We start from the raw sequence: 25069 nt of genomic DNA, 5'->3' as shown, positions 1-25069 counted from the left end.
TTTTTGTGGGAAGAATCATAGCTGTTGCAAATCAGAAAGGTGGTGTTGGTAAAACAACATCATGCGTCAATCTGGCTGCTTCATTGGCTGCTACGCAGCGTAAAGTATTAGTGATCGATCTAGATCCTCAAGGTAATGCTACCATGGCCAGTGGGGTCGACAAATACCAAGTCGAATCCTCAGCTTATGATCTTTTAGTCGATGAAACTCCATTTAATCAAGTTGTTATCAACGAAACCACTGGTGGCTATCATCTGATAGCTGCTAATGGTGATGTTACTGCAGCTGAAATTAAATTGATGGAAGTGTTTGCGCGTGAAACTCGGTTACGTAATGCGTTAGCACCGGTGCGTGATAATTATGATTATATTTTTATCGATTGCCCGCCATCTTTAAATTTATTAACTATCAATGCAATGACGGCAGCTGATTCAGTCTTAGTCCCGATGCAGTGCGAATACTTTGCGCTTGAAGGCCTAACTGCATTGATGGATACCATCAGTAAGTTAACCGCTGTGGTTAATAGTGAACTGAAAATTGAAGGTTTATTACGGACGATGTTTGATCCGCGTAACCGCCTTTCAAATGAAGTATCACAACAGCTTAAAAAACATTTCGGTGATAAAGTCTACCGTACTGTTATTCCTCGTAATGTGCGTCTTGCTGAAGCACCAAGTCATGGTCGCCCAGCAATGTATTATGACAAATATTCTAGTGGTGCTAAGGCGTATTTAGCGCTGGCCGGTGAGATGATTCGCCGTGATGAATTAGCATTACAAGCCACTTCGGTTGAAGCGTAAGGTTTTACATGAATTTCAATAAACGAGGCTTAGGCAAAGGCCTTGATGCCCTCTTAGCCACCAGCAATGTTGCTCAAGCTAGAAAACAACAAAGTGATGATAATGCATCACAACAAGCGGCAATGGATGGCGAATTACGTCAAATTGCGGTTACTGCGCTTAGATCAGGTCAATATCAACCTCGAAAAGTGATGGCGGCGGATGCTCTTACTGAGCTCGCTAATTCAATTCGTGCACAAGGTGTGATTCAACCAATTGTTGTACGCCGTATTGATAGCCAAAGTTATGAAATTATTGCGGGTGAGCGACGTTGGCAAGCGGCTCGTCAAGCTGGGTTACAGGTTGTGCCTTGTATCATTAAAAATGTTGATGATCGTGCTACCGTTGCAATCGCGTTAATTGAAAATATTCAACGTGAAGACCTGAATGCAATTGAAGAAGCGCGTGCTTTAGAGCGTTTACAACAAGAGTTTTCATTAACTCATCAACAAGTTGCTGATGCTGTAGGTAAATCTCGCGCTGCGGTTTCTAATTTACTGCGATTGAATCAATTGTCTGATGCGGTTAAACAATTGGTTGAACAAAAACAATTAGAAATGGGTCACGCAAGGGCTTTATTGTCCTTAGATGACCAACAACAGTTAGCTGCAGCACAAATTATCATCAATAAGTTGTTAACTGTGCGTGAGGCTGAAAAGCTAGTCAAAACTCTGTTAAATCCAACTGAAACGCCAGCTAAGTTAGCACCACAACCACAGACTGTCGCATTACAGTTAAGTTTGAGTGAGCGTTTTGGTACCAAAGTTGCCGTTAACCAAAATAAAAATGGTAAAGGTAAAATCGTTATTAATTTTGATCAACAAGATAAATTAGCGCAAATTCTTGCAATGCTAGGTCACGAACTGTGATCTGCTCGCGGTAATTTTAATTCAAAAATCACCGCAAGTTGTTAGGTTATTTTGTTGTAAAATATAAATGTTTTTTTTGCTGCAATAAGATTGCATTCAATCTGTTCAGTCGTATAATTTTCGCTGTATTTCCCCTGCACTCATGTGTCGAGGAATGGACTCGAGGAACGAATACATGGTATCGGCGCTAGTGAAACCGGGACGCCAATTGGCAAAACGGTTGTTGTTACTACAATCTGGCGTCGTAGTAGCTACGGCATTAACGGCAGTCTTCGCTGTCAATGTTGACTGGGGAATCTCTGCACTTATCGGTGGTGGCATTTTTATAATTGCCAATACCGTGTTTGCTATGTGTGCGTTTATGTATAGTGGTGCCAGGAAGGCACGATTAGTCATGGCGTCATTTTATGGCGGAGAAGTGCTTAAAATCCTCATAACAGTCATCCTTTTTGCCGCGGCTTACCTGTATAAAGGGGTGGAACTTGTTCCCCTCCAACTAACCTATTTGCTGGTCCTTGGTATTAATATTTTCGGACCGGTTTTATTCATTAACAACAACAAATAGGATCAGTTATGGCTGCGCCAGGTGAAGCGCTAACGCCGTCAAGCTACATCACTCACCACTTAACTAACTTATCGACAGATAAGTTTGGTTTAGCGAGTGAAGGAAGTTTTTGGACGGTAAATATCGACAGCCTTGTTTTTTCTGTTCTGACCGGATTATTCTTTTTATGGGTATTTCGTAAGGTAGCAAAACAGGCGTCATCAGGAGTTCCAAGTAAGTTACAATGTTTTGTTGAAATGGTGGTTGAATTCGTTGATACCAACGTTAAAGATACTTTCCATGGCCGCAATCCACTTGTTGCTCCGTTAGCACTAACTATTTTCTGTTGGATTTTACTGATGAATATCATGGACCTTTTGCCCATTGATTTTCTTCCGTATGCCGCACAAAGTGTTGGGATCCCTTATTTAAAAGTGGTTCCAAGTGCTGACGTTAACATCACTATGGCAATGGCGTTAGGCGTATTCGCATTGATGATTTACTACAGCATCAAAGTGAAAGGTCTGCTCGGCTTTGCAAAAGAACTGGCTCTTCACCCGTTCAATCACCCAATTATGATCCCGTTTAACCTACTACTTGAAGTGGTCTCGTTGATTGCGAAGCCAATTTCATTAGGTATGCGTTTATTCGGTAACATGTTTGCTGGTGAAGTGGTGTTTATTCTTATCGCGGCGTTGATGCCGTGGTGGGCTCAATGGCTAGGCTCGGTACCGTGGGCTATTTTCCACATCCTAGTCATTACAATTCAAGCATTCGTATTCATGATGTTAACTATCGTGTACCTGTCTCAGGCACATGAAGACAATCATTAACGATTATTTGTAAATTTTAGATTTTTTATTGGCACTTTAGCCGAAACTATAAACTGGAGATAGTGATGGAAACTTTACTAAGCTTTTCTGCAATTGCCGTGGGCATCATTGTAGGTCTTGCTTCCCTTGGTACAGCGATCGGCTTCGCAATTCTTGGCGGTAAATTCCTTGAAGGCGCTGCACGTCAACCTGAAATGGCGCCAATGCTGCAAGTTAAGATGTTCATCATCGCAGGTCTATTGGACGCCGTTCCAATGATCGGTATCGTAATCGCGTTGCTATTCACATTCGCAAACCCATTTGTTGGCCAACTAGCTGGCTAATAAACCGCTGTGATCAGCCTTTCTCAAGAAGGCTGACTCCAGAGTTAATGGACCCTAGCAACCCTTTTTAAGGAGATGCGTTGTGAATATGAATGCAACTTTGCTGGGTCAGGCTATCGCTTTCTTCTTGTTTGTCGTGTTCTGCATGAAATATGTATGGCCGCCAATTATGGAAGCGATTGAAGAACGTCAGAAGAAAATTGCTGACGGTTTGGCTGCTGCAGATCGCGCTGCCAAAGACCTGAACCTTGCACAAGCTAATGCTTCTGATCAATTGAAAGAAGCGAAACGCGCCGCGAGTGAGCTGATTGAACAGGCAAATAAGCGTAAAGCTCAAATTGTCGATGAGGCTAAAATTGAAGCCCAAGCTGAACGTGAGAAAATTCTTGCTCAAGGTCTGGCTGAAATTGACGCTGAACGTAATCGTGCTCGTGATGAGTTAAGAAAACAAGTTGCAACTCTAGCTGTGATTGGCGCTGAGAAGATCATTGGTCGTTCCATCAATATGGAAGCGCACACGGATATTCTTAATAAACTCACTGCAGAACTGTAATTAAAGGGGCAAGCACATGTCGGATATGACTACTATCGCACGCCCCTACGCTAAAGCAGCATTTGACTTTGCGGTCGAGAAAGGCGAACTAGCATCGTGGGCAGAAATGCTAACTTTTGCTAGCGCTGTGGCAACCAATGACACTATGCAAGATATTCTTGATAGTGGCTATGCCGCTGATAAGCTCACTGAAATTTTTGTTTCAGTGTGCGGTGAGCAACTCGACGAATTCGGCCATAACTTAATTAAAGTGATGGCCGTAAATGGACGCCTCAATGCGCTACCTGATGTCTATGGTGAATTTATGCTGATGAAACATGAGCATGAAAAAACTATCGAAGCTATGGTGATATCTGCCATTGCTCTTGATGAAAGCCAATTAGATGCGATTAGCGCCAAACTTGAGCAGCGTTTAGCACGTAAAGTGATGTTGACCTGCAGTGTAGACGAGACCCTGATTGCTGGGGTCGTAATTAGAGCTGGAGACCTTGTTATCGATAACTCTGTACGGGGAAAATTGAACCGTCTGAGCGATACTTTGCTGTCTTGATTTGGGGAATTGGAGCATGCAACTTAATTCCACGGAAATTAGCGCACTGATCAAACAACGTATTGAAAACTTCAACGTTGTAAGTGAAGCGCGTAACGAAGGTACTATCGTTTCTGTAAGCGACGGTATTATTCGAATCCATGGCCTTGCCGATGTAATGCAAGGTGAAATGATTGAACTACCCGGCGGCCTGTTCGCTTTAGCACTTAACCTTGAGCGTGACTCTGTAGGTGCGGTAGTTATGGGCCCTTATGCTTCGCTACAAGAAGGCATGAAGGTAACTGGTACTGGTCGTATTCTTGAAGTACCAGTTGGTCCGGCGTTACTTGGGCGTGTTGTTAACACCCTTGGTCAACCTATCGATGGTAAAGGTTCAATTGAAACAGAGATATTCTCTCCTGTTGAAGTAATTGCACCAGGTGTAATCGATCGTAAATCTGTAGATCAACCGGTACAAACTGGTTACAAAGCAGTCGATGCGATGATCCCTATCGGTCGTGGTCAGCGTGAGCTGATTATCGGTGACCGTCAAACGGGTAAAACCGCGATGGCTATCGATGCCATCATTAACCAGAAAAATTCTGGTATCTACTCTGTGTATGTGGCTATTGGCCAGAAAGCTTCAACGATTGCGAACGTGGTTCGTAAACTTGAAGAGCACGGCGCGTTAGAAAACACCATTGTTGTCGTGGCATCTGCTTCTGAAGCGGCTGCACTACAATACCTTGCACCTTACTCAGGTTGTGCAATGGGTGAATACTTCCGTGACCGTGGCGAAGATGCACTGATCGTATACGATGACTTGTCTAAACAAGCCGTTGCTTATCGTCAAATCTCACTATTGCTAAAACGCCCACCGGGTCGTGAAGCATTCCCAGGTGATGTTTTCTACCTTCACTCTCGTCTTCTTGAGCGTGCATCACGTGTTAGTGTGCACTATGTTGAGAAATTTACGAACGGTGAAGTGACAGGTAAAACAGGTTCTTTAACCGCGTTACCTATCATTGAAACACAAGCTGGTGACGTATCGGCATTCGTACCGACTAACGTTATCTCTATCACTGATGGTCAAATCTTCCTACAAACAGAACTGTTCAACGCGGGTATTCGTCCAGCGGTTGATCCAGGTATTTCTGTATCGCGTGTAGGTGGTGCTGCCCAAACTAAAGTTATCAAGAAGCTTTCTGGTGGTATTCGTACTGCCCTAGCACAGTACCGTGAACTAGCAGCGTTTGCTCAGTTCTCGTCAGACCTTGATGATGCAACCAAGAAGCAACTTGATCACGGCCAAAAAGTGACTGAGTTGATGAAGCAAAAGCAATACTCGCCAATGTCTGTATTTGAGCAAGCTATTGTTATTTTTGCTGCTGAAAAAGGTTTCCTTGGCGATGTTGAAATTGCCAAGCTAGCTGATTTTGAAGCTGCGTTGCTTTCATTTGCCAAAGGTCAATTTGCTGAGTTAGTAGCTCAAATTGATAAAACGGGTGCTTATAACGATGAGATCGAAGCGCAGTTCTCGAAACTGCTGCAAGATTTCAAAGCGACCCAAACTTGGTAATTGGTTGGTGATCGCTTAGCGATCACCTTCTAACGGAGAGTGACGATGGCCAGCGCAAAAGAGATTCGTAATAAGATCGGTAGTGTTCAAAATACACAGAAGATCACCAAAGCGATGGAAATGGTGGCAGCTTCTAAAATGCGTAAAACGCAAGAAGCTATGGAGTCATCACGTCCATACGCACAAACTATGCGCAAAGTGATCGGTCACCTCGCCCTTGGTAGCCTTGAGTATAAACATCCTTATCTCGAAGAGCGTGAAGCCAAGCGCGTCGGTTACATCATTGTTTCTACTGACCGTGGTCTGTGTGGTGGTTTGAATATTAACTTATTCAAACAAGCCATTAATAATGTTCAGACTTGGACTGAAAAAGGTGCCGAGGTTGATCTCGCGCTAATTGGTGCGAAAGCAACGGCCTTTTTTAATAACTACGGCGGTAACGTAACGGCTCAGGTTTCTGGCCTTGGTGATTCACCAACGGTTGATGAACTGATCGGTACTGTTGGCGTAATGCTGAAGAAATATGATGAAGGTCAATTAGATCGTTTGTATCTGGTATACAACAAGTTTGTAAATACCATGGTGCAAGAACCGGTGATTGATCAATTGTTGCCTTTGCCTAAGTCAGAAGACGAAGCGATGCAGCGCAGCCATTCTTGGGATTATATTTATGAGCCCGAGCCAAAACCATTACTTGATGCCTTATTGATTCGTTATGTTGAATCACAAGTGTATCAAGGTGTGGTTGAGAACCTTGCCAGTGAGCAAGCGGCACGAATGGTGGCAATGAAAGCTGCAACGGATAACGCAGGTGATCTGATTGATGACTTGCAACTTGTGTATAACAAAGCCCGTCAGGCGGCGATTACACAAGAATTATCAGAAATCGTTTCTGGTGCATCTGCTGTTTAAGGCAAAGAATTAATAAGTTTAGAGGATTAACGATGGCTACAGGTAAGATCGTCCAGATCATTGGTGCAGTAGTCGACGTAGAGTTTCCACAGAGCTCTGTACCCAAAGTATATGATGCCCTACATGTTGATGCGATGGAAAAAGGTACGTTAGTACTGGAAGTTCAGCAGCAACTTGGTGGTGGTGTTGTGCGTTGTATCGCAATGGGTACTTCTGATGGCTTACGTCGTGGTTTGTCTGTAGAAAATACAGGCCACCCTATTGAAGTACCAGTGGGCATAGCAACACTAGGACGTATCATGAACGTTCTAGGCCAACCCATTGATGAGTGTGGTGAAATCGGTGAGCAAGAGCGTTACGCTATTCACCGTCCAGCGCCAAGCTACGAAGAGCAATCAAATGCAACCGAACTATTAGAGACTGGCGTTAAGGTTATTGACCTTATTTGTCCGTTCGCTAAAGGTGGTAAAATCGGTCTATTTGGTGGTGCTGGTGTAGGTAAGACCGTTAATATGATGGAGCTTATCAATAACATCGCCCTTCAACACTCAGGCCTATCAGTATTTGCTGGTGTAGGTGAGCGTACGCGTGAAGGTAACGATTTCTACTTTGAAATGCAGGACGCTGGGGTTGTTAACCTTGAGAAGCCTGAAGAATCAAAAGTAGCAATGGTTTACGGTCAGATGAACGAGCCTCCAGGTAACCGTCTACGTGTTGCTTTGACAGGTTTAACAATGGCTGAGCGTTTCCGTGATGAAGGTCGTGATGTACTGTTATTTATCGATAACATCTATCGTTACACCCTAGCGGGAACTGAGGTGTCGGCATTATTGGGTCGTATGCCTTCTGCGGTAGGTTACCAGCCAACACTTGCTGAAGAGATGGGTGTGTTACAAGAACGTATCACATCAACTAAGTCAGGCTCTATCACTTCTGTGCAGGCGGTATACGTACCTGCTGATGACTTGACTGACCCATCACCAGCAACAACGTTTGCTCACTTAGATGCAACGGTTGTACTTTCGCGTCAAATCGCATCGCTAGGTCTATACCCTGCGATCGATCCATTGGATTCAACATCTCGTATGCTTGATCCATTGGTAGTAGGTCAAGAGCATTACGACATCGCGCGTGGCGTTCAAAGTTTACTACAGCGCTATAAAGAGCTGAAAGATATTATCGCAATTCTTGGTATGGACGAGCTATCTGAAGTAGATAAGCAAGCTGTATCTCGTGCGCGTAAGATTGAACGTTTCCTAACGCAGCCTTACCACGTAGCAGAAGTATTTACCGGTTCACCTGGTATTTACGTATCACTTAAAGATACGTTACGTAGCTTTAAAGGTATTTTAGGCGGTGAATACGACGATATCCCTGAGCAGGCATTTATGTACTGTGGTGCGATTGAAGACGTATTAGAAAACGCCAAAAAACTGTAAGCTAATTAGGAGGCAATATGGCAGCGATAACCTTTCACTTGGATGTAGTCAGTGCTGAGAAACGTTTGTTTTCTGGCCGTGCTGAAAGTATTCAGGTAACTGGTAGCGAAGGTGAACTCGGTATTCATGCCGGTCACACGCCGTTGTTGAGTGCGATTACTCCCGGTATGGTGCGTATTATTAAGCAAGGCGGCAAAGAAGAGGTTATTTATCTTTCTGGCGGCATGCTTGAAGTACAACCTGGTATCGTAACCGTACTTGCTGACACTGCTATTCGTGGTATTGATTTAGATACTGCGAAAGCTGAAGAAGCAAAGCGCCAAGCTGAAGAGAGAATTCATAATCAGCATGGTGATATCGATTTTGCCCAAGCAGCCAGTGATCTAGCAAAAGCAATTGCTCAGCTACGCGTTATTGAATTGACCAAGCGTGCCCGCTAGTCATTTAATAGCCGCATTATAAAAAGCGACCTTAGGGTCGCTTTTTTTATATGAAAAATAATAATAACAATAGGCTATGATGATAAATGTTCTGGTTTGTTTTTAAATAGACAGCAGTAAATGTTATTTATAACGTATTTTTTAATGAGTTATTTTTTAGTTAAAACATGCAGATCATCTTAACCCTATGTGTATCTACAGGTACAATAGGAATATATAAACATATATGCATTCAGAGGAATATTCATCATGAGCTTTAGTGCTGTAATTCTTGCCGCGGGCAAAGGCACCCGTATGTACTCTAACTTACCTAAAGTGCTTCATACCCTTGCTGGTAAGCCAATGGTTAAACATGTTATCGATACCTGTAATGATATTGGTGTAAGCAGCATTAACCTTGTTTATGGTCATGGCGGCGATGCCATGCAGCAAGTGTTAGCTAACGAAAATGTTAATTGGGTACTACAAGCGGAACAACTTGGTACGGGGCACGCGGTTAATCAAGCAGTACCAAACCTTGCTGATGATGAGAAAGCATTAATCTTATATGGTGATGTACCGCTCATCAGTGCACAAACACTAGAAAACCTACTTGATGCTCAACCTAGTGGTGGTATTGCGCTACTTACTGTTGTACTCGCTGATCCAGCGGGCTATGGTCGTATTATGCGTCGTAATGGTCCGGTAGTGGCGATTGTTGAAGAAAAAGATGCCACGGAAGAGCAAAAGCTAATTAAAGAAATCAATACTGGGGTGATGGTTGCCAATAGTGGCGATCTTAAACGCTGGTTATCTTCACTTAAGAATGAAAACGCCCAAGGTGAATATTACCTGACTGATATTATTGAGATTGCCCATAACGAAGGCCGCGCTGTTGAAGCTGTGCATCCTGCGTTAGCGATTGAAGTTGAAGGGGTGAATAATCGTGTTCAATTAGCGCGTCTTGAGCGTGCATTCCAAGGCATGCAAGCTGAACGATTATTAGAACAAGGGGTGATGTTACGTGACCCTGCTCGATTTGATCTACGTGGTTCGCTACAGTGTGGAACTGATGTTGAAATCGATGTTAACGTGATCATTGAAGGTAGCGTTAGCATTGGTGATAACGTGATTATCGGTGCTGGCTGTGTGCTTAAGAACTGTGAAATTGATGATAACAGTATTATTAGTCCTTATAGCGTGATCGAAGGTGCTATCGTTGGTGAAGCCTGTACTGTTGGTCCATTTGCACGTTTACGTCCAGGTACTGAATTAATGACTGGCGCTCATGTGGGCAATTTCGTTGAAATGAAGCAAGCGCGGTTAGGTTTAGGTTCAAAAGCGGGACATCTGAGCTATTTAGGTGATGCTGAAATTGGCGCTAACGTAAATATTGGTGCAGGTACGATCACTTGTAACTATGACGGCGCGAATAAGTTTAAGACTGAGATTGGTGATAATGTATTTATCGGCTCTGATACTCAGCTAATTGCACCAGTTAAGGTTGCAGCTGGCGCAACCATTGGCGCAGGAGCAACGATTAATCGTAATGTTGGTGAAGATGAGCTTGTGATCACTCGTGTCCCCGCTCGTACGATTAAAGGTTGGAAACGACCAACCAAAAAATAGGCTTATTCTATAACTGAAAATATGTCAGTTTAACGCCTTAAAAATTATTAAGCAGAGCCTAAGCTCTGCTTTTTTATGGCTGATTTTTAGGTGTTAGTTCATGTTTTAGTACTAACAGGATGACTTATTCACTGCGTTATTTTGTGATGAAAATTATTTAAAGAGTATTGCAGGATCCTTTTTAGTGGCGTTATACTAGTTTCAATTCGAAACTTATTGTGTTGTTTAACCTTCATGTCGAAACGTAATACTCAGCAACGTCGTCATGCTATTGCCGTTATGGTCACTGAGCTAGGCGAAGTTAGCGTTGATGTTTTAGCCCATCACTTTTCCACTTCAGAAGTTACTATTCGTAAAGATCTCGCTGCCTTAGAGGTAACGGGCTCATTGTTGCGTCGTTATGGTGGCGCGATTGCGATGCCGACTGAAATTGTTACCACTGAGCAAACAGAACAAGTTTCAGTGTGTAAGTTAGCTATCGCTCAAGCCGCTGCCGATCAAATTCGCGATCATCATCGAATTATTATTGATAGTGGCAGTACCACTGTCGCATTAATTCCCTTGCTGGGTAGCAAGCAAGGTTTAATCGTAATGACCAATGCCCTGCAAGTTGCTAATGCCCTTAATGAACTTGAAAACGAACCAACGTTATTAATGACTGGTGGTACGTGGGATCCCCATTCTGAATCCTTTCAAGGCCAAGTCGCAGAATCCGTATTACGTTCATATGATTTTGATCAGCTCTTTATTGGGGCTGATGGGATTGATGTTGCGCGTGGCACTACAACCTTTAATGAATTAATGGGCTTAAGTCGAGTAATGGCAGAAGTGTCACGAGAAGTGGTGGTGATGGTCGAATCAAATAAGGTAGGCCGTAAGATCCCCAATCTTGAACTCGCGTGGCAAGGAATTAGCACCTTGATCACCGATGATGGTTTAAGTGATAACGATAAAGTAAGTATTGAACAACACGGGGTACGAGTGATTCGTGCCATCGTAAAAGCATAACCTCAGAATAACCAAAGCAGCAGTAAAGGAATTATTATGTGTGGAATAGTGGGTGCAGTAGCGCAACGTGATGTCGCTGAAATTCTAATTGAAGGTTTACGCCGTTTAGAATACCGCGGTTATGACTCTGCAGGGATTGCGATTGTAGATACTGATAATGTACTCCAGCGTGTACGTCGATTAGGCAAAGTACAAGAGTTAGCTAATGCGGTTGATAGTACGCCTTTAAGTGGCGGTACTGGTATTGCACATACTCGCTGGGCGACTCATGGCGAACCTTCTGAAGCTAACGCCCACCCGCATATTTCAGGCCAACATATTGCTTTAGTCCATAATGGCATTATTGAAAACCATCAAGCATTACGTGAATTATTGCTTGAGCGTGGTTATGTCTTTAGCTCGCAAACGGATACTGAGGTGATTGCGCATTTAGTGGATTGGGAATTACGCTCTGCTGAGACTTTACTTGAAGCTGTTCAAAAAACGGTATTGCAATTGCGAGGCGCATACGGAACCGTAGTGATGGACAGTCGTGATCCGGAACGGATTGTTGTTGCTCGCTCAGGCAGTCCATTAGTGATTGGGCTTGGCGTGGGTGAAAACTTTATCGCCTCAGATCAATTGGCATTATTAAACGTTACCCGCCGCTTTATGTTCTTAGAAGAAGGTGATGTGGCTGAAGTGACACGTCGCACAATTTCAGTCTTTGACGGTAATGGTCAAGCGGTTGAACGGGTAGTGAATGAATCGACAGTAGAGCATGATGCTGCTGATAAAGGCCAATATCGACACTATATGCAAAAAGAGATCTTTGAACAGCCAAGTGCATTGATCAACACCATGGAAGGCCGAATTAGCAATGATCATGTGATCGTTGAAAGTATTGGTAGTGATGCCACTGCGATCCTCGATAAAGTAGAACATATTCAGATCATTGCTTGTGGCACCTCATACAATGCTGGCATGGTAGCACGGTATTGGTTTGAATCGCTTGCGGGTGTCAGTTGTGATGTCGAGATAGCTTCAGAGTTCCGTTACCGTAAATTTGTCACTCGCCCCAATAGCCTGTTGATCACCTTGTCTCAATCAGGTGAAACGGCAGATACTTTAGCGGCATTGCGCTTAGCCAAACAAAAAGGCTATATGGCAGCGATGACGATTTGTAATGTCGCGGGTTCATCATTAGTGCGTGAATCTGATTTAGCCTTTATGACGCGTGCTGGTGCTGAAATTGGGGTTGCATCGACTAAAGCATTTACTACTCAGCTGGTGGCATTATTGATGTTAGTGACAGCATTAGGTAAACAGCAAGGTAGTATTGATCACGTTAAAGAACAACAAATTGTGACTGCGTTGCAGCAATTGCCGACTCAAATTGAAAAAGCATTGGCATTTGATAAACCGATTGAAGCGTTAGCTGAAGATTTTGCTGATAAACAGCATGCGTTATTTTTAGGTCGCGGTGAGTTTTATCCGATTGCAGTTGAAGCGTCATTGAAACTTAAAGAAATTTCTTACATTCATGCAGAAGCGTATGCGGCGGGTGAGCTTAAACATGGCCCGTTAGCGTTAGTGGATGCTGAAATGCCAGTGATTGTGGTGGCTCCGACCAATGATTTGCTTGAGAAATTAAAATCAAACATTGAAGAAGTGCGCGCCCGTGGTGGGTTACTGTATGTATTTGCTGATAGCGAAGCCGGCTTTGATGATTGTGAGGGTATGAAGATCATTACAATGCCTAAAGTGGATGAGATTATTGCCCCTATTTTTTACACCATTCCAATGCAGTTACTGGCTTATCACGTTGCATTGATTAAAGGTACTGATGTTGATCAACCACGTAATCTGGCTAAAGCCGTCACTGTTGAATAAAACGACTGAGTTATAATTTTCGTAATCAAGAAGGTGCTATTAATGGTACCTTTTTTTATGGTTGTAATTAATATGTGAGGTCTAGTTATATTGGCATGAGTAACGATTTTTTTGCGAAATAGGAATAACGCTCTTAAAAATCACGAACTGCAATTCAAAATAAAAATCAGCGTGATACTTAACTGTTAATTGTCTGATTTTTGTTCAGTTATAGATTGAAAAACTTGGCGTATCATCTGCAAGGGTTGTTAGTAGTAGTTACTAATGCTAACAACGGTTTTGTGGAGTAAATGATGGTTGATAGTAAACAAGAGATGGCGCTACGGATCAAAGAAGCGCGAGAATGGAAAGGTTTAACTCAAGTCTATATGGCACAGCAGTTGAAAGTGGCTCGCCAAACCTATTTGGATTTAGAAACAGGGAAAACAGAACCTAAAGTACGTCTCTTAATGGAAATATCAGAGCTAACAGAAAGACCATTAACGTGGTTTATTTATGGTGATTTAGGATTAGATATTATTGAGAGTGAGTACAAAGAAGAGATCGATAAATTAGTGCAGTGTTTTGGTTGTTTACCCCATTCTGCGCGGCAAATTATTTTACAGCAAAGCATTCAATTAGCACAATTTATGACGGAATATACGCGTACAATTATCCATCGTCGCTGATAAACCATTGTCAAATAAAAAGCAGCACTAAGGCTGCTTGATATATAGCAGATGTTGATATTATTGGGCGAGAAAGAATTTATATGCCGTGCTGTCAGTCTCGTCATGCCAATGATAGCCCAATTTACGTAGGTGACTGGTAAACGAGAGTAAATCGTGATCAGCTAACTCAAAGCCACATAACACTCGGCCATAATCAGCCCCATGGTTACGATAATTAAATAAACTAATATTCCATTGGCTGCCTAAGGTTGATAGAAACTTAGCCAGAGCGCCGGGATATTCTGGAAATTCAAAACTGTACAGGCGTTCTTGTAAGGGTTTTGATGGTCGGCCACCAATCATATAACGCACATGCACTTTGGCTACCTCATCATCAGACAAATCCATCACTGGATAACCCCCTTGATGTAGATCTGCAATTATTTGATCCAATTCAAGTTGTCCTTGCAGTAAGCGTACCCCGACAAAGACATTGGCTAATTTACTGTCGTTATAGCGATAGTTAAACTCGGTGACTGCTCGCCCGCCAATAAGGTGACAAAATTCAAGAAAGGCCCCAGGGCGTTCAGGAATAGTGACCGCTAATAACCCTTCACGTTTTTCACTTAGTTCACACCGCTCAGAAACATAACGTAAACCATGAAAGTTAAGGTTAGCCCCTGATAAAATTGCCGCTAAATGACGTTGTTGTAATTGTTGCTGCTCAGCGTATTTTTTTAAGCCCGCCAGTGATAATGCTCCTGATGGTTCAGCAATCGCGCGTGTGTCTTCAAAGATATCTTTTACTGCGGCACAAATTTCATCACTGCTTACTGTGATCACATCATCAAGATATTGTTCACATAAACGGAAAGTTTCATTGCCGATGCGTTTAACAGCGACGCCATCAGCAAACATGCCTACTTGATCAAGGGTGACAGGTTGTCCTGCATCTAGGGCTGCTTTTAAACAAGCGGAATCTTCTGCTTCGACACCGATAACTTTAATTTCCGGCAACAGTTGTTTGAGTAATACTGATACCCCCGCCGCTAAACCGCCGCCGCCAACAGGCACAAACACATAGTCTAAATGACCATTTTGTTGTACCAATTCAATCCCAATCGTACCTTGGCCGGCAATAATAGCCGGATGATCAAAGGGTGGAATAAAGGTATAGCCATGTTGCTGGGCAAGTATTTCAGCGTGAGTTTTCGCTTCATCAAAGTTGTTACCATGCAAAATTACGTTACCGCCAAAACCCCGCACCGCATCAATTTTAATATCAGGTGTAGTACGCGGCATGACGATAGTGGCATTGACCCCGAGTTTTTGACTCGATAATGCCAACCCTTGTGCATGATTCCCCGCTGATGCTGCAATGACGCCCGCTTGACGCTGAGATTCTGTCAGTTGGGTCATCATGTTATAAGCACCGCGCAGTTTAAAAGAATGCACGGGTTGGCGATCTTCACGCTTTAGCTGAACATGATTATTGATGCGAGCACTGAGGCGAGTCATGCTTTGTAATGGTGTGACTTGCGCGACTTCATAGACTGGCGCCCGTAAAATATTACGTAAGTAGTCGGCACCGCTAAGTAAATATTGGTCGCTAGCGAGTTTGATATTGGCCATGATATTATCCTTCTAGCTTGGATTTATCACGTACCGCGCCTTTATCAGCACTGGTCGCAAGTAGCGCGTAAGCTTTAAGTGCTAATGACACCTGACGGACACGATCAACCGGTTTCCAACCCCGTTGATCTGCATCAGCGCGACGACTAGCAAGGATGGCATCGTCGACTAGTAAGTTGATACTGCGATTAGGAATATCAATTGCGATCATATCGCCATTATTGATAAGGCCAATTGTACCGCCACTGGCGGCTTCCGGTGATACGTGACCAATAGATAAACCGGAAGTACCACCAGAGAAACGTCCGTCAGTGATTAGAGCGCATTCTTTACCGAGTCCCATTGATTTTAAGTAGGTGGTTGGATACAACATTTCTTGCATCCCGGGGCCGCCTTTTGGTCCTTCATAGCGGATAACAACCACATCACCCGCTTTGACTTTACCACCAAGAATACCTTCAACCGCAGTGTCTTGGCTTTCAAATACCACCGCGGGTCCGGTAAAGGTTAAGCAGCTTTCATCAACGCCTGCGGTTTTAACGATACAACCATCAAGGGCCATATTGCCGGATAATACTGCTAGCCCACCTTCGTCGCTAAAGGCAAATTCTTGGCTACGAATACACCCATGTTGGCGATCATCATCCAAGGTATCCCAGCGGCAATTTTGTGAAAACGCTTTGGTGGTACGAATACCCGCAGGGCCTGCACGGAAGAAATTTTTGACTGCTTGGGATTGGGTTTGGACAATATCGTAATGGCGTAGGCTTTCGGCAAAGGTTTCACCCAAAATATTATGACATTGGTTGTGGAACAGTCCGGCGCGATCAAGCTCACCTAAAATACTGTACACCCCACCCGCTCGGTGAACATCTTCCATATGGTATTTCGGCGTTGACGGCGCAACTTTACACAGTTGTGGCACGCGACGTGACATTTGATCAATATCAGCCATGGTGAAATCAATTCCACCTTCTTGAGCCGCGGCCAATAAGTGCAATACGGTATTACTTGAACCGCCCATCGCAATATCAAGTGCCATCGCATTTTCAAACGCTAATTTGTTGGCAATATTACGTGGTAATGCGGTGGTATCATCTTGTTCGTAATAACGTTTAGTCAGTGCAACAATACGTTTACCGGCATTAATGAATAGTTGCTCACGATCGGTGTGTGTCGCTAACATTGAACCATTACCCGGTTGGCTTAAACCTAACGCTTCGGTTAAACAGTTCATTGAGTTAGCGGTAAACATTCCCGAACAGGAACCACAGGTTGGGCAGGCGGATCGTTCGATCTGTTCGCTTTGTTCGTCAGAAACTGAAGGATCCGCACCTTGGATCATCGCATCCACTAAATCGAGTTTGATCACTTGATCTGAAAGTTTAGTTTTTCCTGCTTCCATTGGGCCACCAGAAACAAAAATCACCGGAATGTTTAATCGCAATGATGCCATTAGCATTCCGGGGGTAATTTTGTCACAGTTAGAAATACACACCATTGCATCAGCACAATGGGCATTGACCATGTATTCAACTGAGTCGGCAATGAGTTCGCGGGATGGCAATGAATACAGCATACCGCCATGACCCATTGCGATACCGTCATCAACGGCGATAGTATTGAATTCTTTGGCGATCCCGCCTGCTTGTTCAATCTGCTTGGCCACCAATTGTCCGAGATCTTTTAAGTGTACGTGGCCCGGTACAAATTGAGTGAATGAGTTCACCACCGCAATAATCGGTTTACCAAAATCTTCGTCTTTAACCCCAGTTGCGCGCCATAATGCACGTGCGCCTGCCATATTTCGACCATGGGTTGTTGTTGCTGAACGATACGTAGGCATAACAATAAAATCCTTTTTAGTTCAGCCACCATAGCGATGGCTGATGTCATTAATTAATTTAATCGACACAGTTACTTAGCTGGGTATACGTAGTCTAACCAACCCCATTTGTCGTCAGTTTCGCCATTAAATAAGCCAAAGTAATCGGTTTGTAGTTGGTGAGTGATTGGTCCGCGTTTACCTGCTCCAACCGAGATCTGATCAACACTGCGTACGGGGACAATTTCAGCGGCGGTGCCCGTCATGAATACTTCATCGGCAAGGTAGAGTGCTTCTCGAGCTATATTTTCTTCGCGTACTTCATAGCCACGTTCTTTGGCTAGCACCATAATGGTGTCGCGAGTAATACCCGGTAAGATTGCACTGGTGGTTGGTGGGGTTGAAAGGACGCCATTACGCACCACGAAAATATTTTCACCTGCACCTTCTGAAAGGTAACCGTCAACACTTAGCGCAATCCCTTCTGCATAACCGTGGCGACGGGCTTCACTGCCAACAAGCAATGATGATAAGTAGTTACCACCAGCTTTAGCTGCGGTTGGAATGGTATTAGGTGCCGCGCGGTTCCAGCTTGAAATCATTGCATCGACACCATTTTCTAACGCTTCTTCACCTAAATATGAGCCCCATGGAAAGGCCGCTACAATCAGATCCATAATGGTATCAACCGGAGGGCAGACACCTAAACCGACATTACCAACATAGCCTAATGGGCGAATATAGGCCGAATCGAGTTTATTGATGCGAATGGTTTCACGGCAAATTTCCATTAGTTGATCGCAGTGATAAGGAATTGGGAAACGATAAATTTTGGCCGAATTAAGTAACCGTTGCATGTGTTCTTTATGGCGGAAAATCGCCGGTCCTTTGGGGGTGTTGTAACAACGAATGCCTTCAAAAACAGAAGTGCCGTAGTGCATTGCATGGGTAAGAACGTGAACATTCGCTTCCGCCCAAGGAACGATATTACCGTTAAACCAAATAAAATCAGCTGTGTTTGCCATGACGAGTTCCCTTCTTAAAATTTAATCCAAATTTTCGATTTTTGAGGTGATAACGGTGGTTACATCCCAGAGTTTTTCTATTTGATTGATCAGAATGCTAATCGGACGATCACTATCAACAATAATTGCAATGGTGGCGATATTGCTATGATGGTTTTGGGTCGCATCCACTTTTTTGATCACAAATCCACGGTGGCGAATCACTCGTAAAATACGTTCAAGTAATACTGGTTTATCGTTGGCTTTGATGTCGAGTAAATATCTATCCATGATTTACGTGTTCTCCAGCATGTCTTGATTGGCAGCGCCCGGTGGTACTAATGGCCATACATTTTGTTCTTCATCAATCATCACGTGTAATAAATAGGCGCTGTCGCTAGCAAGCATTTCAACCAGTGCTGGTGCAACTTCCTCTTTGCGGGTGATGGTTTTACCAGGAATATCAAACGCCCGCGCCAGCATTACAAAATCAGGGTTATCATCCAAAATTGTTTCGCTATGGCGACCATCAAAAAACAGCGATTGCCATTGACGCACCATGCCTAAGCGTTGGTTATTAATCAGTACCATTTTGACTGGAATTTGGCGGCGTTTAAGAGTGCCAAGTTCCTGTACATTCATCATAAATGAGCCATCACCGGAGATCAGTATCGATTGAGAATCAGGGCGTGCAACACTGGCTCCCATCGCGGCGGGTAAGCCAAAGCCCATAGTGCCAAGTCCAGCAGAAGTGATGTAGTTTTGTGGCTCACGCGGTTGAATATGTTGTGCCGCCCACATTTGATGTTGCCCTACATCGGTCGAGACTATGCTGTTATCGGACATCATGTCTGACAGTTGTTTTAGTAATAGTGGCGCATAAATTAATTCACCCGGATGGTCGTAGCGCCATTTACCAATGTGGCGTAAATGTTCGCTATGGGTTAACCAGCGACTGATGTCTTGCCCTAGTTCAAGCTGCGGTAAAATAACATTAATGTCACCACGCAACGGTGCGTTGGCATAGCGTAATTTATTAAATTCAGCTGCATCAATATCAATGTGGATCACCTTCGCGAGAGGGGCAAAGGTATCCAATTTTCCGGTAACCCGATCATCAAACCGCGCGCCAACAACGATCAATAAATCAGACTCTTGTACAACTAGATTTGCCGCTTTAGTGCCATGCATTCCTAGCATTCCAAGGTAATGCGGATCGTGACGGGCGACTGAACCTAAACCTTTGAGGGTGCTGACTGACGGCATTGGGTTGAGGGTTAGAAATTGGCGCAGGGTTGCGGTTGCCTTGGCAATTTGTACACCGCCGCCAACATATAAAACGGGTCGCTGACATTGAGCTAATAACTGTTGTGCCACTTCGATAGCGGTAACAGAGGCTATCGGTAATGGTGGCGGAGTGACGCTAGGCAATACTGTTGTTGGTGCCGTAGCCAACTGTACATCTTTAGCGATATCAACAATTACTGGCCCTGGACGACCACTTTTGGCCACCACAAAAGCCTCTGCTAATGTCGGTGCAAGATCGTTGATGTCGGTTACTAGATAGCTGTGCTTGGTGCACGACAATGACATTCCAATCACATCCATTTCTTGAAAAGCATCAGTGCCAATGTGTGAGCTTGCCACTTGGCCTGTAATGGCAACCAAAGGGACTGAATCCATTAAAGCATCAGCCAATCCAGTCACTAAATTTGTTGCTCCCGGCCCTGATGTGGCCATGCAGACGGCAACACTTTGGGTTGATCGTGCCATGCCAATTGCCGCCATTGCCGCCCCTTGTTCGTGACGACATAAAATATGCTCAACATCACCATCATAAAGTGCATCATAGATGGGCATGATCGCGCCTCCCGGATAGCCAAAGATGGTTGTTATTCCCTGCTGCTGCAGCGCTTGTACGACTAACTCTGCCCCTGTCATCGCTGCTCCTTGTGTGTGGTTAAAATGCGGATTTAAATTTGTTGATTTAAAAAAGCCCCCGAACTTTTCAGTGCGGGGGCTTTTTTGTGTCTTGGTCGCGTTAACTTACGCCTGCACATCCCCTACGCGGTGAAATAATCACCACGATGACATTAATAATGAGTATTAGGGATGTTGCTGTTATGCGCATAATTGTCCAACTTTTATTGTTTAGTTGTTGCTATATATAAGTGGTAACACGGATCTCTGTCACATGACAAGAAAAAAATCTGGTTTTATTAGTAAATTCGCAGCATTAATGGTGCTTTGATGTAACACCGTATATAAATTTCATTAACCCAATGGTGTAAGTTGCCAGTCAATGGAGTCATCAATGACACTTGCTATTGTTCATAGTCGAGCTTGTGTGGGCGTAGAAGCCCCACCAGTAACCGTTGAGGTACATTTAAGTAATGGGATGCCAAGTTTTACGTTGGTTGGTTTGCCTGAAACTACCGTAAAAGAAGCCAAAGATCGGGTTCGTAGCGCGATTATTAATGCCCAATTTGAATTTCCATCACGGCGTATTACGGTTAATTTAGCCCCTGCTGATTTACCTAAAGAAGGAGGACGATTTGATTTGCCTATTGCCCTTGGTATCTTGGCCGCTTCTGGGCAAATCCCTACTGATCGATTAGCACAATATGAGTTTATTGGTGAGTTAGCATTATCAGGCGATTTGCGTGCAGTGAAAGGCGCATTACCTGCGGCATTGGCAGTATTGAAAGCCAAACGTTGTTTAATTGTACCGGATCAAAATGGTGATCAGGTGGCATTAGTGGCACAAAAACAACATAAATCAGCCCCTTCTTTGTTAGCGGTCTGTGGTTTTTTATGTGGCCAGCAACAGTTGCAATTACATCTTCAGCCACGGGTGATAACCCCATCAGTAGAGGTTAATGACCAACGTGACATGCAAGATATAATTGGTCAGCAACAAGGTAAACGGGCGTTAGAAATCGCGGCAGCAGGTAGTCATAATCTATTATTATTGGGCCCACCTGGTACGGGTAAAACAATGTTGGCATCTCGATTGCGAGATTTATTACCACCAATGACTCATCAAGAAGCTATTGAAACTGCAGCGGTTGCTTCTTTGACCCAGCAATCCTTGCACCAAGGTAATTGGCTTAATCGTCCTTTTCGGACGCCACATCATTCAAGTTCAATGGCAGCCTTAGTTGGCGGAGGATCTGTACCAAAGCCGGGTGAAATATCACTCGCGCACAATGGACTGTTATTTTTAGATGAGATGCCTGAATTTGAACGTAAGGTGCTAGATTCTCTGCGAGAGCCGTTAGAGTCAGGGCAAATTGTAATTTCACGCGCTACCGCAAAAACTACTTTTCCCGCTCGTTTTCAATTAATAGGTGCACTAAATCCAAGCCCAACAGGTTACTACGAAGGTAATCAGTCACGGACGAATCCACAGGCAATTTTGCGTTATTTAAGTCGCTTATCAGGCCCGTTGTTAGATCGGTTTGATATGTCGTTAGAAATTCCCGCTTTGCCGCGTGGTACGTTAACTACTGGCGGTGATCGTGGTGAATCAAGTGCGGTGATAAAGGCGCGGGTTGATCAAGCTCGTGAGCGCATGTTAGCCCGTTGTGGAAAAGTGAATGCGTTACTTTCTACTCGGGAGTTAGATAAATATTGCGCGTTGTCATTTAAAGATGCCGAGTTTTTAGAAAATGCATTACACCAGTTGGGATTATCAGTGCGTGCTTATCACCGAATTATAAAGGTCGCGCGCACCATTGCTGATTTAGCCGAGCAGGATCAGATTCTGCGGGTTCATTTAGCCGAAGCATTAGGGTATCGAGCAATGGATCGGTTATTGAAACAACTGAGTTGTCAGGTAATTTAAAGCAATAAAAAAGAGGCTAATTAAAGCCTCTTTTTTTGATGGTCATTATTGCTGATTGAGTAATGTTATTTCTTGAGTAAGAAGTTAACTAACTCAAAATATTCATCAGCAGATTTGATTTTTCCTGTTTTTACTAAGTATTTATTATTGACGATAACCGCGGGAACACCTGTTAAGCCAGCATCTTCAAAAGATTTATCAAAACGAGTCACCATTGAGTTAACCGCAAAACTATTAAATGCGCCATCAAACTCTGCCGCAGGGACACCTTCATCTATAAAAATTTGACGAACTTCTGCTTCATTACGTGGTGGTTGATTAAGCGTATGAATACGGTTAAATAATACTGGTACCATTTTATCGGTAACATTTAATACTACTGCGGTTGCAAATGCTTTACTCATGACTTTACCCATAGGGCCGCCCATAAATGACACATGCATTTTTTGGAGTTTAACGTTATCTGGCAGTTTGGTTTTTAACTCATGCATCATCGGCTCAAATTGAAAACAATGTGGGCAGTACAGTGAAAAAAATTCGGTCACAATAGGTGTTGTTGATTGTGGTTGGTCTAATACCTTGTAGTAATCGCCTTCCGTAAATTTGGCAGCGTGAACAGAAAAAGACAATAAAGCAGCGCTGACTAGCGCAAGTAAGTTCTTCATCATTTGGGGTTCCTGATTATCCGTGTCGTTAATTAGATATTAGCTGAGTATAGTGATTAATAGTGTTGTTTTATAGTCAATTACCATTGAGGCATTAACTGTAATGGTGCTTCATTTAAGGTAAAAATTTGTTCTTTAAAGGCTAAAACCTGACCTTCCCAATATTTTGCATCGCCAAACCACGGAAATGCGCGTGGAAATGCTGGATCTTGCCAACGTTTTGCCAACCAAGCCATATAGTGCACCATTCTTAGAGCACGTAAAGGTTCAATTAATTTAAGTTGGCGTGGGTCAAAATCAGCAAATTCATTATAAGCTTCGAGAAGAGTATCGAGTTGTGCCAATTGATCATGACGCTCACCATTAAGCATCATCCATAAATCTTGGATTGCGGGACCATTGCGAGCATCATCCAAATCGACAAACATCGGCCCATCACGCCATAAAATATTGCCAGGATGGCAATCACCATGAAGGCGTAAAGCTGGCCAATCTGTTGACCAATGTGATTCAATTTCAGTGATTAAGCGATCAAGATCGGCAAAAAATGCTTTTTTAAGGTAATCAGGAATGAAGTCGCTATTGGCGAGTATTTTTCGAGGCTGATAAACGTATTCTTCTAAGCCTAATGTTGGGCGATGGACAAACGGTTGGCGTTGACCCACTTGGTGAATGCGGCCTAAAAATCGTCCTACCCACTCTAATTGATTAAAGTTATCGACTTCAAATTGTCGACCACCGACGCTTGGAAATACCGCAAATCGATAGCCATTATAATGGTGCAATGTATTGCCATTGATCGCTATAGGTGAGGCTACCGGAATATCTTGTTGTTCAAGCTCAAGCGTAAACTGGTGCTCTTCATTTATTTGGTCATCACTCCATCGGGCTGGACGATAAAATTTAGTCACATAACGTTGACCATCTTCCGCTTTAAATTGATAGACGCGATTCTCATAGCTATTAAGTGCCAATAAACCGGACTCAGCATGTACTTCGACGCTATCCAGTGCATCGAGCAGTACATCTGGGCTGAGATCTGCAAAACTAAAACATTGTTTTTCCATGACTGAATCCTGAATCTGGCTTGGAATAGAGACTTAGCTTAACCGCGAATGGAATTAAAACAAATCAAACCTGATCGCTATTATTCGTAAGGATGATTTTCGCTCAAAAAAAAAGCCAGTTATTAATAACTGGCTTCATAAATAAGGTAAAACGATTATTTGGTCATTATTTGATGATGCCGCGGGCACGTAAGATCGCTGTTTTAAAATCGTTTTCGCAATCTTTAGCAAGGCCGGGGATCATGGCATCTTTATCACTATTGCGCATTTTTAAATGATAAATCAATACATCATCAGTTAATGACTCTAGTGGACCTTGGTATTTTGCTTCTGCAGCTAATTTTAGTAAGAATTCGACTAAGTTAAGGTCTGGGTCTTTTTTCCACTCGGGGTGCAGTAGTTCAATCAGTTCATTAACGCGATGGGTTTTCATTGTTAACTCCGTAGCTTGGGCTGAATCAATCGTTATACGATTGTATTATCATTATTTTAGTGCGGATAAATTATAACAAACCTTGCTGAGTTACAATGTATGTGTCGAGCCAAAATAATGTTAATAAAAAAGCAGCCTTAGCTGCTTAATATCAGGACTAACGTTGTTGCTGTTGGCTGAGAAGAAGTTCAGGCACTATTTGTTGCTGATCTAATTGTGGATCTGCACCGGTTAAATGTATTTCAGTCGTTGGTGTTTTTTTAACACTGACCTTAAACTGTGGTGCGTGAGAGCTAGCACGTAAACGTGATGGACTTCGAGGGGTACTTGCATACCTGACGGGGGATGCTGGGCGCATATATCACCTATTGTCAGGCTCATCCATGGCCAAAAAATTAAAAATATATCTGAAGGGAAAATCCCTGTTGGGTAGAACCCATCCACCAGAATAGTGTTTGGTTATTAATCAAATCGTGCAAAGGATAACAACCTGATTATTAAAAGTCGAGCATAAAATAAGCAATAAAATGCTAATATTTAATTATTACATTGTTTATATAGTAACTATTGCAATAATTGACCCCTTGATGCACCGTGT

Annotated in this window: 25 protein-coding genes; 16 read left to right on the top strand and 9 right to left on the bottom strand. The window is 43.3% G+C overall.

The features are described from left to right. The first annotated feature begins 5 nt into the window (after positions 1–5). From CIK00_RS16180 to CIK00_RS16110, 15 genes are all read left to right on the top strand, one after another. Positions 6–800, top strand: coding sequence for a ParA family protein (locus tag CIK00_RS16180; RefSeq protein ID WP_080176187.1), 795 nt, complete (start codon positions 6–8; stop codon positions 798–800). An 8-nt stretch (positions 801–808) separates the two neighbouring features. Next, positions 809–1708 carry a ParB/RepB/Spo0J family partition protein gene (locus CIK00_RS16175; RefSeq protein ID WP_101769698.1) on the top strand — a complete coding sequence of 300 codons (900 nt, stop codon included), beginning with the start codon at positions 809–811 and terminating at the stop codon, positions 1706–1708. Between the two features lie 175 nt (positions 1709–1883). Continuing rightward, positions 1884–2273, top strand: coding sequence for a F0F1 ATP synthase subunit I (locus CIK00_RS16170; RefSeq protein WP_045029754.1), 390 nt, complete (start codon positions 1884–1886; stop codon positions 2271–2273). 8 nt (positions 2274–2281) lie between these two features. Continuing rightward, on the top strand, positions 2282–3085 hold the full coding sequence (gene atpB, locus CIK00_RS16165) for a F0F1 ATP synthase subunit A (protein ID WP_101769697.1): 804 nt from the start codon (positions 2282–2284) through the stop codon (positions 3083–3085). Positions 3086–3150: 65 nt separating this feature from the next. Beyond that, complete coding sequence (atpE, locus tag CIK00_RS16160) at positions 3151–3408, top strand: F0F1 ATP synthase subunit C (RefSeq protein ID WP_012551447.1); 258 nt, start codon at positions 3151–3153, stop codon at positions 3406–3408. 82 nt (positions 3409–3490) lie between these two features. After that, positions 3491–3961 carry a F0F1 ATP synthase subunit B gene (atpF, locus tag CIK00_RS16155; protein ID WP_101769696.1) on the top strand — a complete coding sequence of 157 codons (471 nt, stop codon included), beginning with the start codon at positions 3491–3493 and terminating at the stop codon, positions 3959–3961. A 16-nt stretch (positions 3962–3977) separates the two neighbouring features. Beyond that, positions 3978–4511, top strand: a complete 534-nt coding sequence (atpH, locus tag CIK00_RS16150; RefSeq protein ID WP_101769695.1) for a F0F1 ATP synthase subunit delta — start codon at positions 3978–3980, stop codon at positions 4509–4511. Positions 4512–4527: 16 nt separating this feature from the next. Continuing rightward, positions 4528–6069 carry a F0F1 ATP synthase subunit alpha gene (gene atpA, locus CIK00_RS16145; RefSeq protein ID WP_101769694.1) on the top strand — a complete coding sequence of 514 codons (1542 nt, stop codon included), beginning with the start codon at positions 4528–4530 and terminating at the stop codon, positions 6067–6069. Between the two features lie 45 nt (positions 6070–6114). After that, on the top strand, positions 6115–6981 hold the full coding sequence (gene atpG, locus CIK00_RS16140; protein ID WP_045037208.1) for a F0F1 ATP synthase subunit gamma: 867 nt from the start codon (positions 6115–6117) through the stop codon (positions 6979–6981). Between the two features lie 32 nt (positions 6982–7013). Next, positions 7014–8420, top strand: a complete 1407-nt coding sequence (atpD, locus tag CIK00_RS16135) for a F0F1 ATP synthase subunit beta (RefSeq protein WP_101769693.1) — start codon at positions 7014–7016, stop codon at positions 8418–8420. 17 nt (positions 8421–8437) lie between these two features. Beyond that, positions 8438–8860 (top strand): F0F1 ATP synthase subunit epsilon, encoded by a 423-nt coding sequence (locus tag CIK00_RS16130; RefSeq protein WP_101769692.1) that lies wholly within the window; start codon positions 8438–8440, stop codon positions 8858–8860. A 249-nt stretch (positions 8861–9109) separates the two neighbouring features. After that, complete coding sequence (gene glmU, locus CIK00_RS16125) at positions 9110–10468, top strand: bifunctional UDP-N-acetylglucosamine diphosphorylase/glucosamine-1-phosphate N-acetyltransferase GlmU (RefSeq protein ID WP_101769691.1); 1359 nt, start codon at positions 9110–9112, stop codon at positions 10466–10468. Positions 10469–10702: 234 nt separating this feature from the next. Next, on the top strand, positions 10703–11476 hold the full coding sequence (locus CIK00_RS16120; protein ID WP_101769690.1) for a DeoR family transcriptional regulator: 774 nt from the start codon (positions 10703–10705) through the stop codon (positions 11474–11476). 36 nt (positions 11477–11512) lie between these two features. Further along, on the top strand, positions 11513–13348 hold the full coding sequence (gene glmS / locus CIK00_RS16115; protein ID WP_101769689.1) for a glutamine--fructose-6-phosphate transaminase (isomerizing): 1836 nt from the start codon (positions 11513–11515) through the stop codon (positions 13346–13348). 293 nt (positions 13349–13641) lie between these two features. Continuing rightward, positions 13642–14016: a helix-turn-helix transcriptional regulator gene (locus CIK00_RS16110; RefSeq protein WP_101769688.1), complete on the top strand. Its 375-nt coding sequence runs from the start codon at positions 13642–13644 to the stop codon at positions 14014–14016. Between the two features lie 60 nt (positions 14017–14076). On the opposite strand, the gene ilvA is transcribed toward CIK00_RS16110, so the two are convergent. From ilvA to ilvG, 5 genes are all read right to left on the bottom strand, one after another. Beyond that, positions 14077–15630 (bottom strand): threonine ammonia-lyase, biosynthetic, encoded by a 1554-nt coding sequence (gene ilvA / locus CIK00_RS16105; RefSeq protein ID WP_101769687.1) that lies wholly within the window; start codon positions 15628–15630, stop codon positions 14077–14079. Between the two features lie 4 nt (positions 15631–15634). Further along, a complete protein-coding gene (ilvD, locus tag CIK00_RS16100) occupies positions 15635–17476 on the bottom strand; it encodes a dihydroxy-acid dehydratase (protein ID WP_101769686.1) in 1842 nt (613 codons plus the stop codon). Positions 17477–17547: 71 nt separating this feature from the next. Further along, positions 17548–18480: a branched-chain-amino-acid transaminase gene (gene ilvE, locus CIK00_RS16095; RefSeq protein WP_101769685.1), complete on the bottom strand. Its 933-nt coding sequence runs from the start codon at positions 18478–18480 to the stop codon at positions 17548–17550. Between the two features lie 21 nt (positions 18481–18501). Next, a complete protein-coding gene (gene ilvM / locus CIK00_RS16090) occupies positions 18502–18750 on the bottom strand; it encodes an acetolactate synthase 2 small subunit (protein WP_101769684.1) in 249 nt (82 codons plus the stop codon). A gap of 3 nt (positions 18751–18753) precedes the next feature. Then, the gene (gene ilvG, locus CIK00_RS16085) at positions 18754–20400 is read right to left on the bottom strand and encodes an acetolactate synthase 2 catalytic subunit (RefSeq protein ID WP_101769683.1); all 1647 of its coding nucleotides are present in this window, start codon (positions 20398–20400) and stop codon (positions 18754–18756) included. Between the two features lie 373 nt (positions 20401–20773). Between ilvG and CIK00_RS16080 the strand changes: the two genes are divergently transcribed. Then, on the top strand, positions 20774–22306 hold the full coding sequence (locus tag CIK00_RS16080) for a YifB family Mg chelatase-like AAA ATPase (protein ID WP_101769682.1): 1533 nt from the start codon (positions 20774–20776) through the stop codon (positions 22304–22306). A gap of 65 nt (positions 22307–22371) precedes the next feature. Here the strand turns inward: CIK00_RS16080 and CIK00_RS16075 are convergent, their stop codons facing one another. The 4 genes from CIK00_RS16075 to CIK00_RS16060 all read right to left on the bottom strand — a co-directional run bounded on the left by CIK00_RS16075 (position 22372) and on the right by CIK00_RS16060 (position 24829). Continuing rightward, positions 22372–22974, bottom strand: coding sequence for a thiol:disulfide interchange protein DsbA/DsbL (locus tag CIK00_RS16075; RefSeq protein WP_101769681.1), 603 nt, complete (start codon positions 22972–22974; stop codon positions 22372–22374). A gap of 77 nt (positions 22975–23051) precedes the next feature. Beyond that, entirely contained in the window at positions 23052–24038 is a 987-nt protein-coding gene (locus CIK00_RS16070) for a serine/threonine protein kinase (protein WP_101769680.1), read from the bottom strand. A 166-nt stretch (positions 24039–24204) separates the two neighbouring features. After that, on the bottom strand, positions 24205–24471 hold the full coding sequence (locus tag CIK00_RS16065; RefSeq protein ID WP_080159077.1) for a YihD family protein: 267 nt from the start codon (positions 24469–24471) through the stop codon (positions 24205–24207). A 157-nt stretch (positions 24472–24628) separates the two neighbouring features. Then, positions 24629–24829 (bottom strand): hypothetical protein, encoded by a 201-nt coding sequence (locus CIK00_RS16060; RefSeq protein WP_101769679.1) that lies wholly within the window; start codon positions 24827–24829, stop codon positions 24629–24631. Between the last annotated feature and the right edge of the window lie 240 nt (positions 24830–25069).

Origin of the sequence: Photobacterium carnosum, from assembly GCF_002849605.1 — a bacterium.
Classification (GTDB): domain Bacteria; phylum Pseudomonadota; class Gammaproteobacteria; order Enterobacterales; family Vibrionaceae; genus Photobacterium; species Photobacterium carnosum.
This window is presented reverse-complemented; position numbering and strand designations above follow the sequence as displayed.

Excerpts from the sequence above, each read along its gene's own strand:
- ilvE (WP_101769685.1), bottom strand. The coding sequence starts at position 18,480 with ATGGCAAACACAGCTGATTTTATTTGGTTTAACGGTAATATCGTTCCT.
- CIK00_RS16130 (WP_101769692.1), top strand. The coding sequence starts at position 8,438 with ATGGCAGCGATAACCTTTCACTTGGATGTAGTCAGTGCTGAGAAACGT.
- ilvA (WP_101769687.1), bottom strand. The coding sequence starts at position 15,630 with ATGGCCAATATCAAACTCGCTAGCGACCAATATTTACTTAGCGGTGCC.
- CIK00_RS16060 (WP_101769679.1), bottom strand. The coding sequence starts at position 24,829 with ATGCGCCCAGCATCCCCCGTCAGGTATGCAAGTACCCCTCGAAGTCCA.
- CIK00_RS16080 (WP_101769682.1), top strand. The coding sequence starts at position 20,774 with ATGACACTTGCTATTGTTCATAGTCGAGCTTGTGTGGGCGTAGAAGCC.
- ilvM (WP_101769684.1), bottom strand. The coding sequence starts at position 18,750 with ATGGATAGATATTTACTCGACATCAAAGCCAACGATAAACCAGTATTA.
- glmS (WP_101769689.1), top strand. The coding sequence starts at position 11,513 with ATGTGTGGAATAGTGGGTGCAGTAGCGCAACGTGATGTCGCTGAAATT.
- CIK00_RS16070 (WP_101769680.1), bottom strand. The coding sequence starts at position 24,038 with ATGGAAAAACAATGTTTTAGTTTTGCAGATCTCAGCCCAGATGTACTG.
- atpA (WP_101769694.1), top strand. The coding sequence starts at position 4,528 with ATGCAACTTAATTCCACGGAAATTAGCGCACTGATCAAACAACGTATT.
- ilvG (WP_101769683.1), bottom strand. The coding sequence starts at position 20,400 with ATGACAGGGGCAGAGTTAGTCGTACAAGCGCTGCAGCAGCAGGGAATA.
- glmU (WP_101769691.1), top strand. The coding sequence starts at position 9,110 with ATGAGCTTTAGTGCTGTAATTCTTGCCGCGGGCAAAGGCACCCGTATG.
- CIK00_RS16170 (WP_045029754.1), top strand. The coding sequence starts at position 1,884 with ATGGTATCGGCGCTAGTGAAACCGGGACGCCAATTGGCAAAACGGTTG.
- CIK00_RS16110 (WP_101769688.1), top strand. The coding sequence starts at position 13,642 with ATGGTTGATAGTAAACAAGAGATGGCGCTACGGATCAAAGAAGCGCGA.
- atpG (WP_045037208.1), top strand. The coding sequence starts at position 6,115 with ATGGCCAGCGCAAAAGAGATTCGTAATAAGATCGGTAGTGTTCAAAAT.
- atpB (WP_101769697.1), top strand. The coding sequence starts at position 2,282 with ATGGCTGCGCCAGGTGAAGCGCTAACGCCGTCAAGCTACATCACTCAC.
- atpE (WP_012551447.1), top strand. The coding sequence starts at position 3,151 with ATGGAAACTTTACTAAGCTTTTCTGCAATTGCCGTGGGCATCATTGTA.
- CIK00_RS16065 (WP_080159077.1), bottom strand. The coding sequence starts at position 24,471 with ATGAAAACCCATCGCGTTAATGAACTGATTGAACTACTGCACCCCGAG.
- CIK00_RS16120 (WP_101769690.1), top strand. The coding sequence starts at position 10,703 with ATGTCGAAACGTAATACTCAGCAACGTCGTCATGCTATTGCCGTTATG.
- CIK00_RS16175 (WP_101769698.1), top strand. The coding sequence starts at position 809 with ATGAATTTCAATAAACGAGGCTTAGGCAAAGGCCTTGATGCCCTCTTA.
- atpH (WP_101769695.1), top strand. The coding sequence starts at position 3,978 with ATGTCGGATATGACTACTATCGCACGCCCCTACGCTAAAGCAGCATTT.
- CIK00_RS16075 (WP_101769681.1), bottom strand. The coding sequence starts at position 22,974 with ATGATGAAGAACTTACTTGCGCTAGTCAGCGCTGCTTTATTGTCTTTT.
- ilvD (WP_101769686.1), bottom strand. The coding sequence starts at position 17,476 with ATGCCTACGTATCGTTCAGCAACAACAACCCATGGTCGAAATATGGCA.
- atpD (WP_101769693.1), top strand. The coding sequence starts at position 7,014 with ATGGCTACAGGTAAGATCGTCCAGATCATTGGTGCAGTAGTCGACGTA.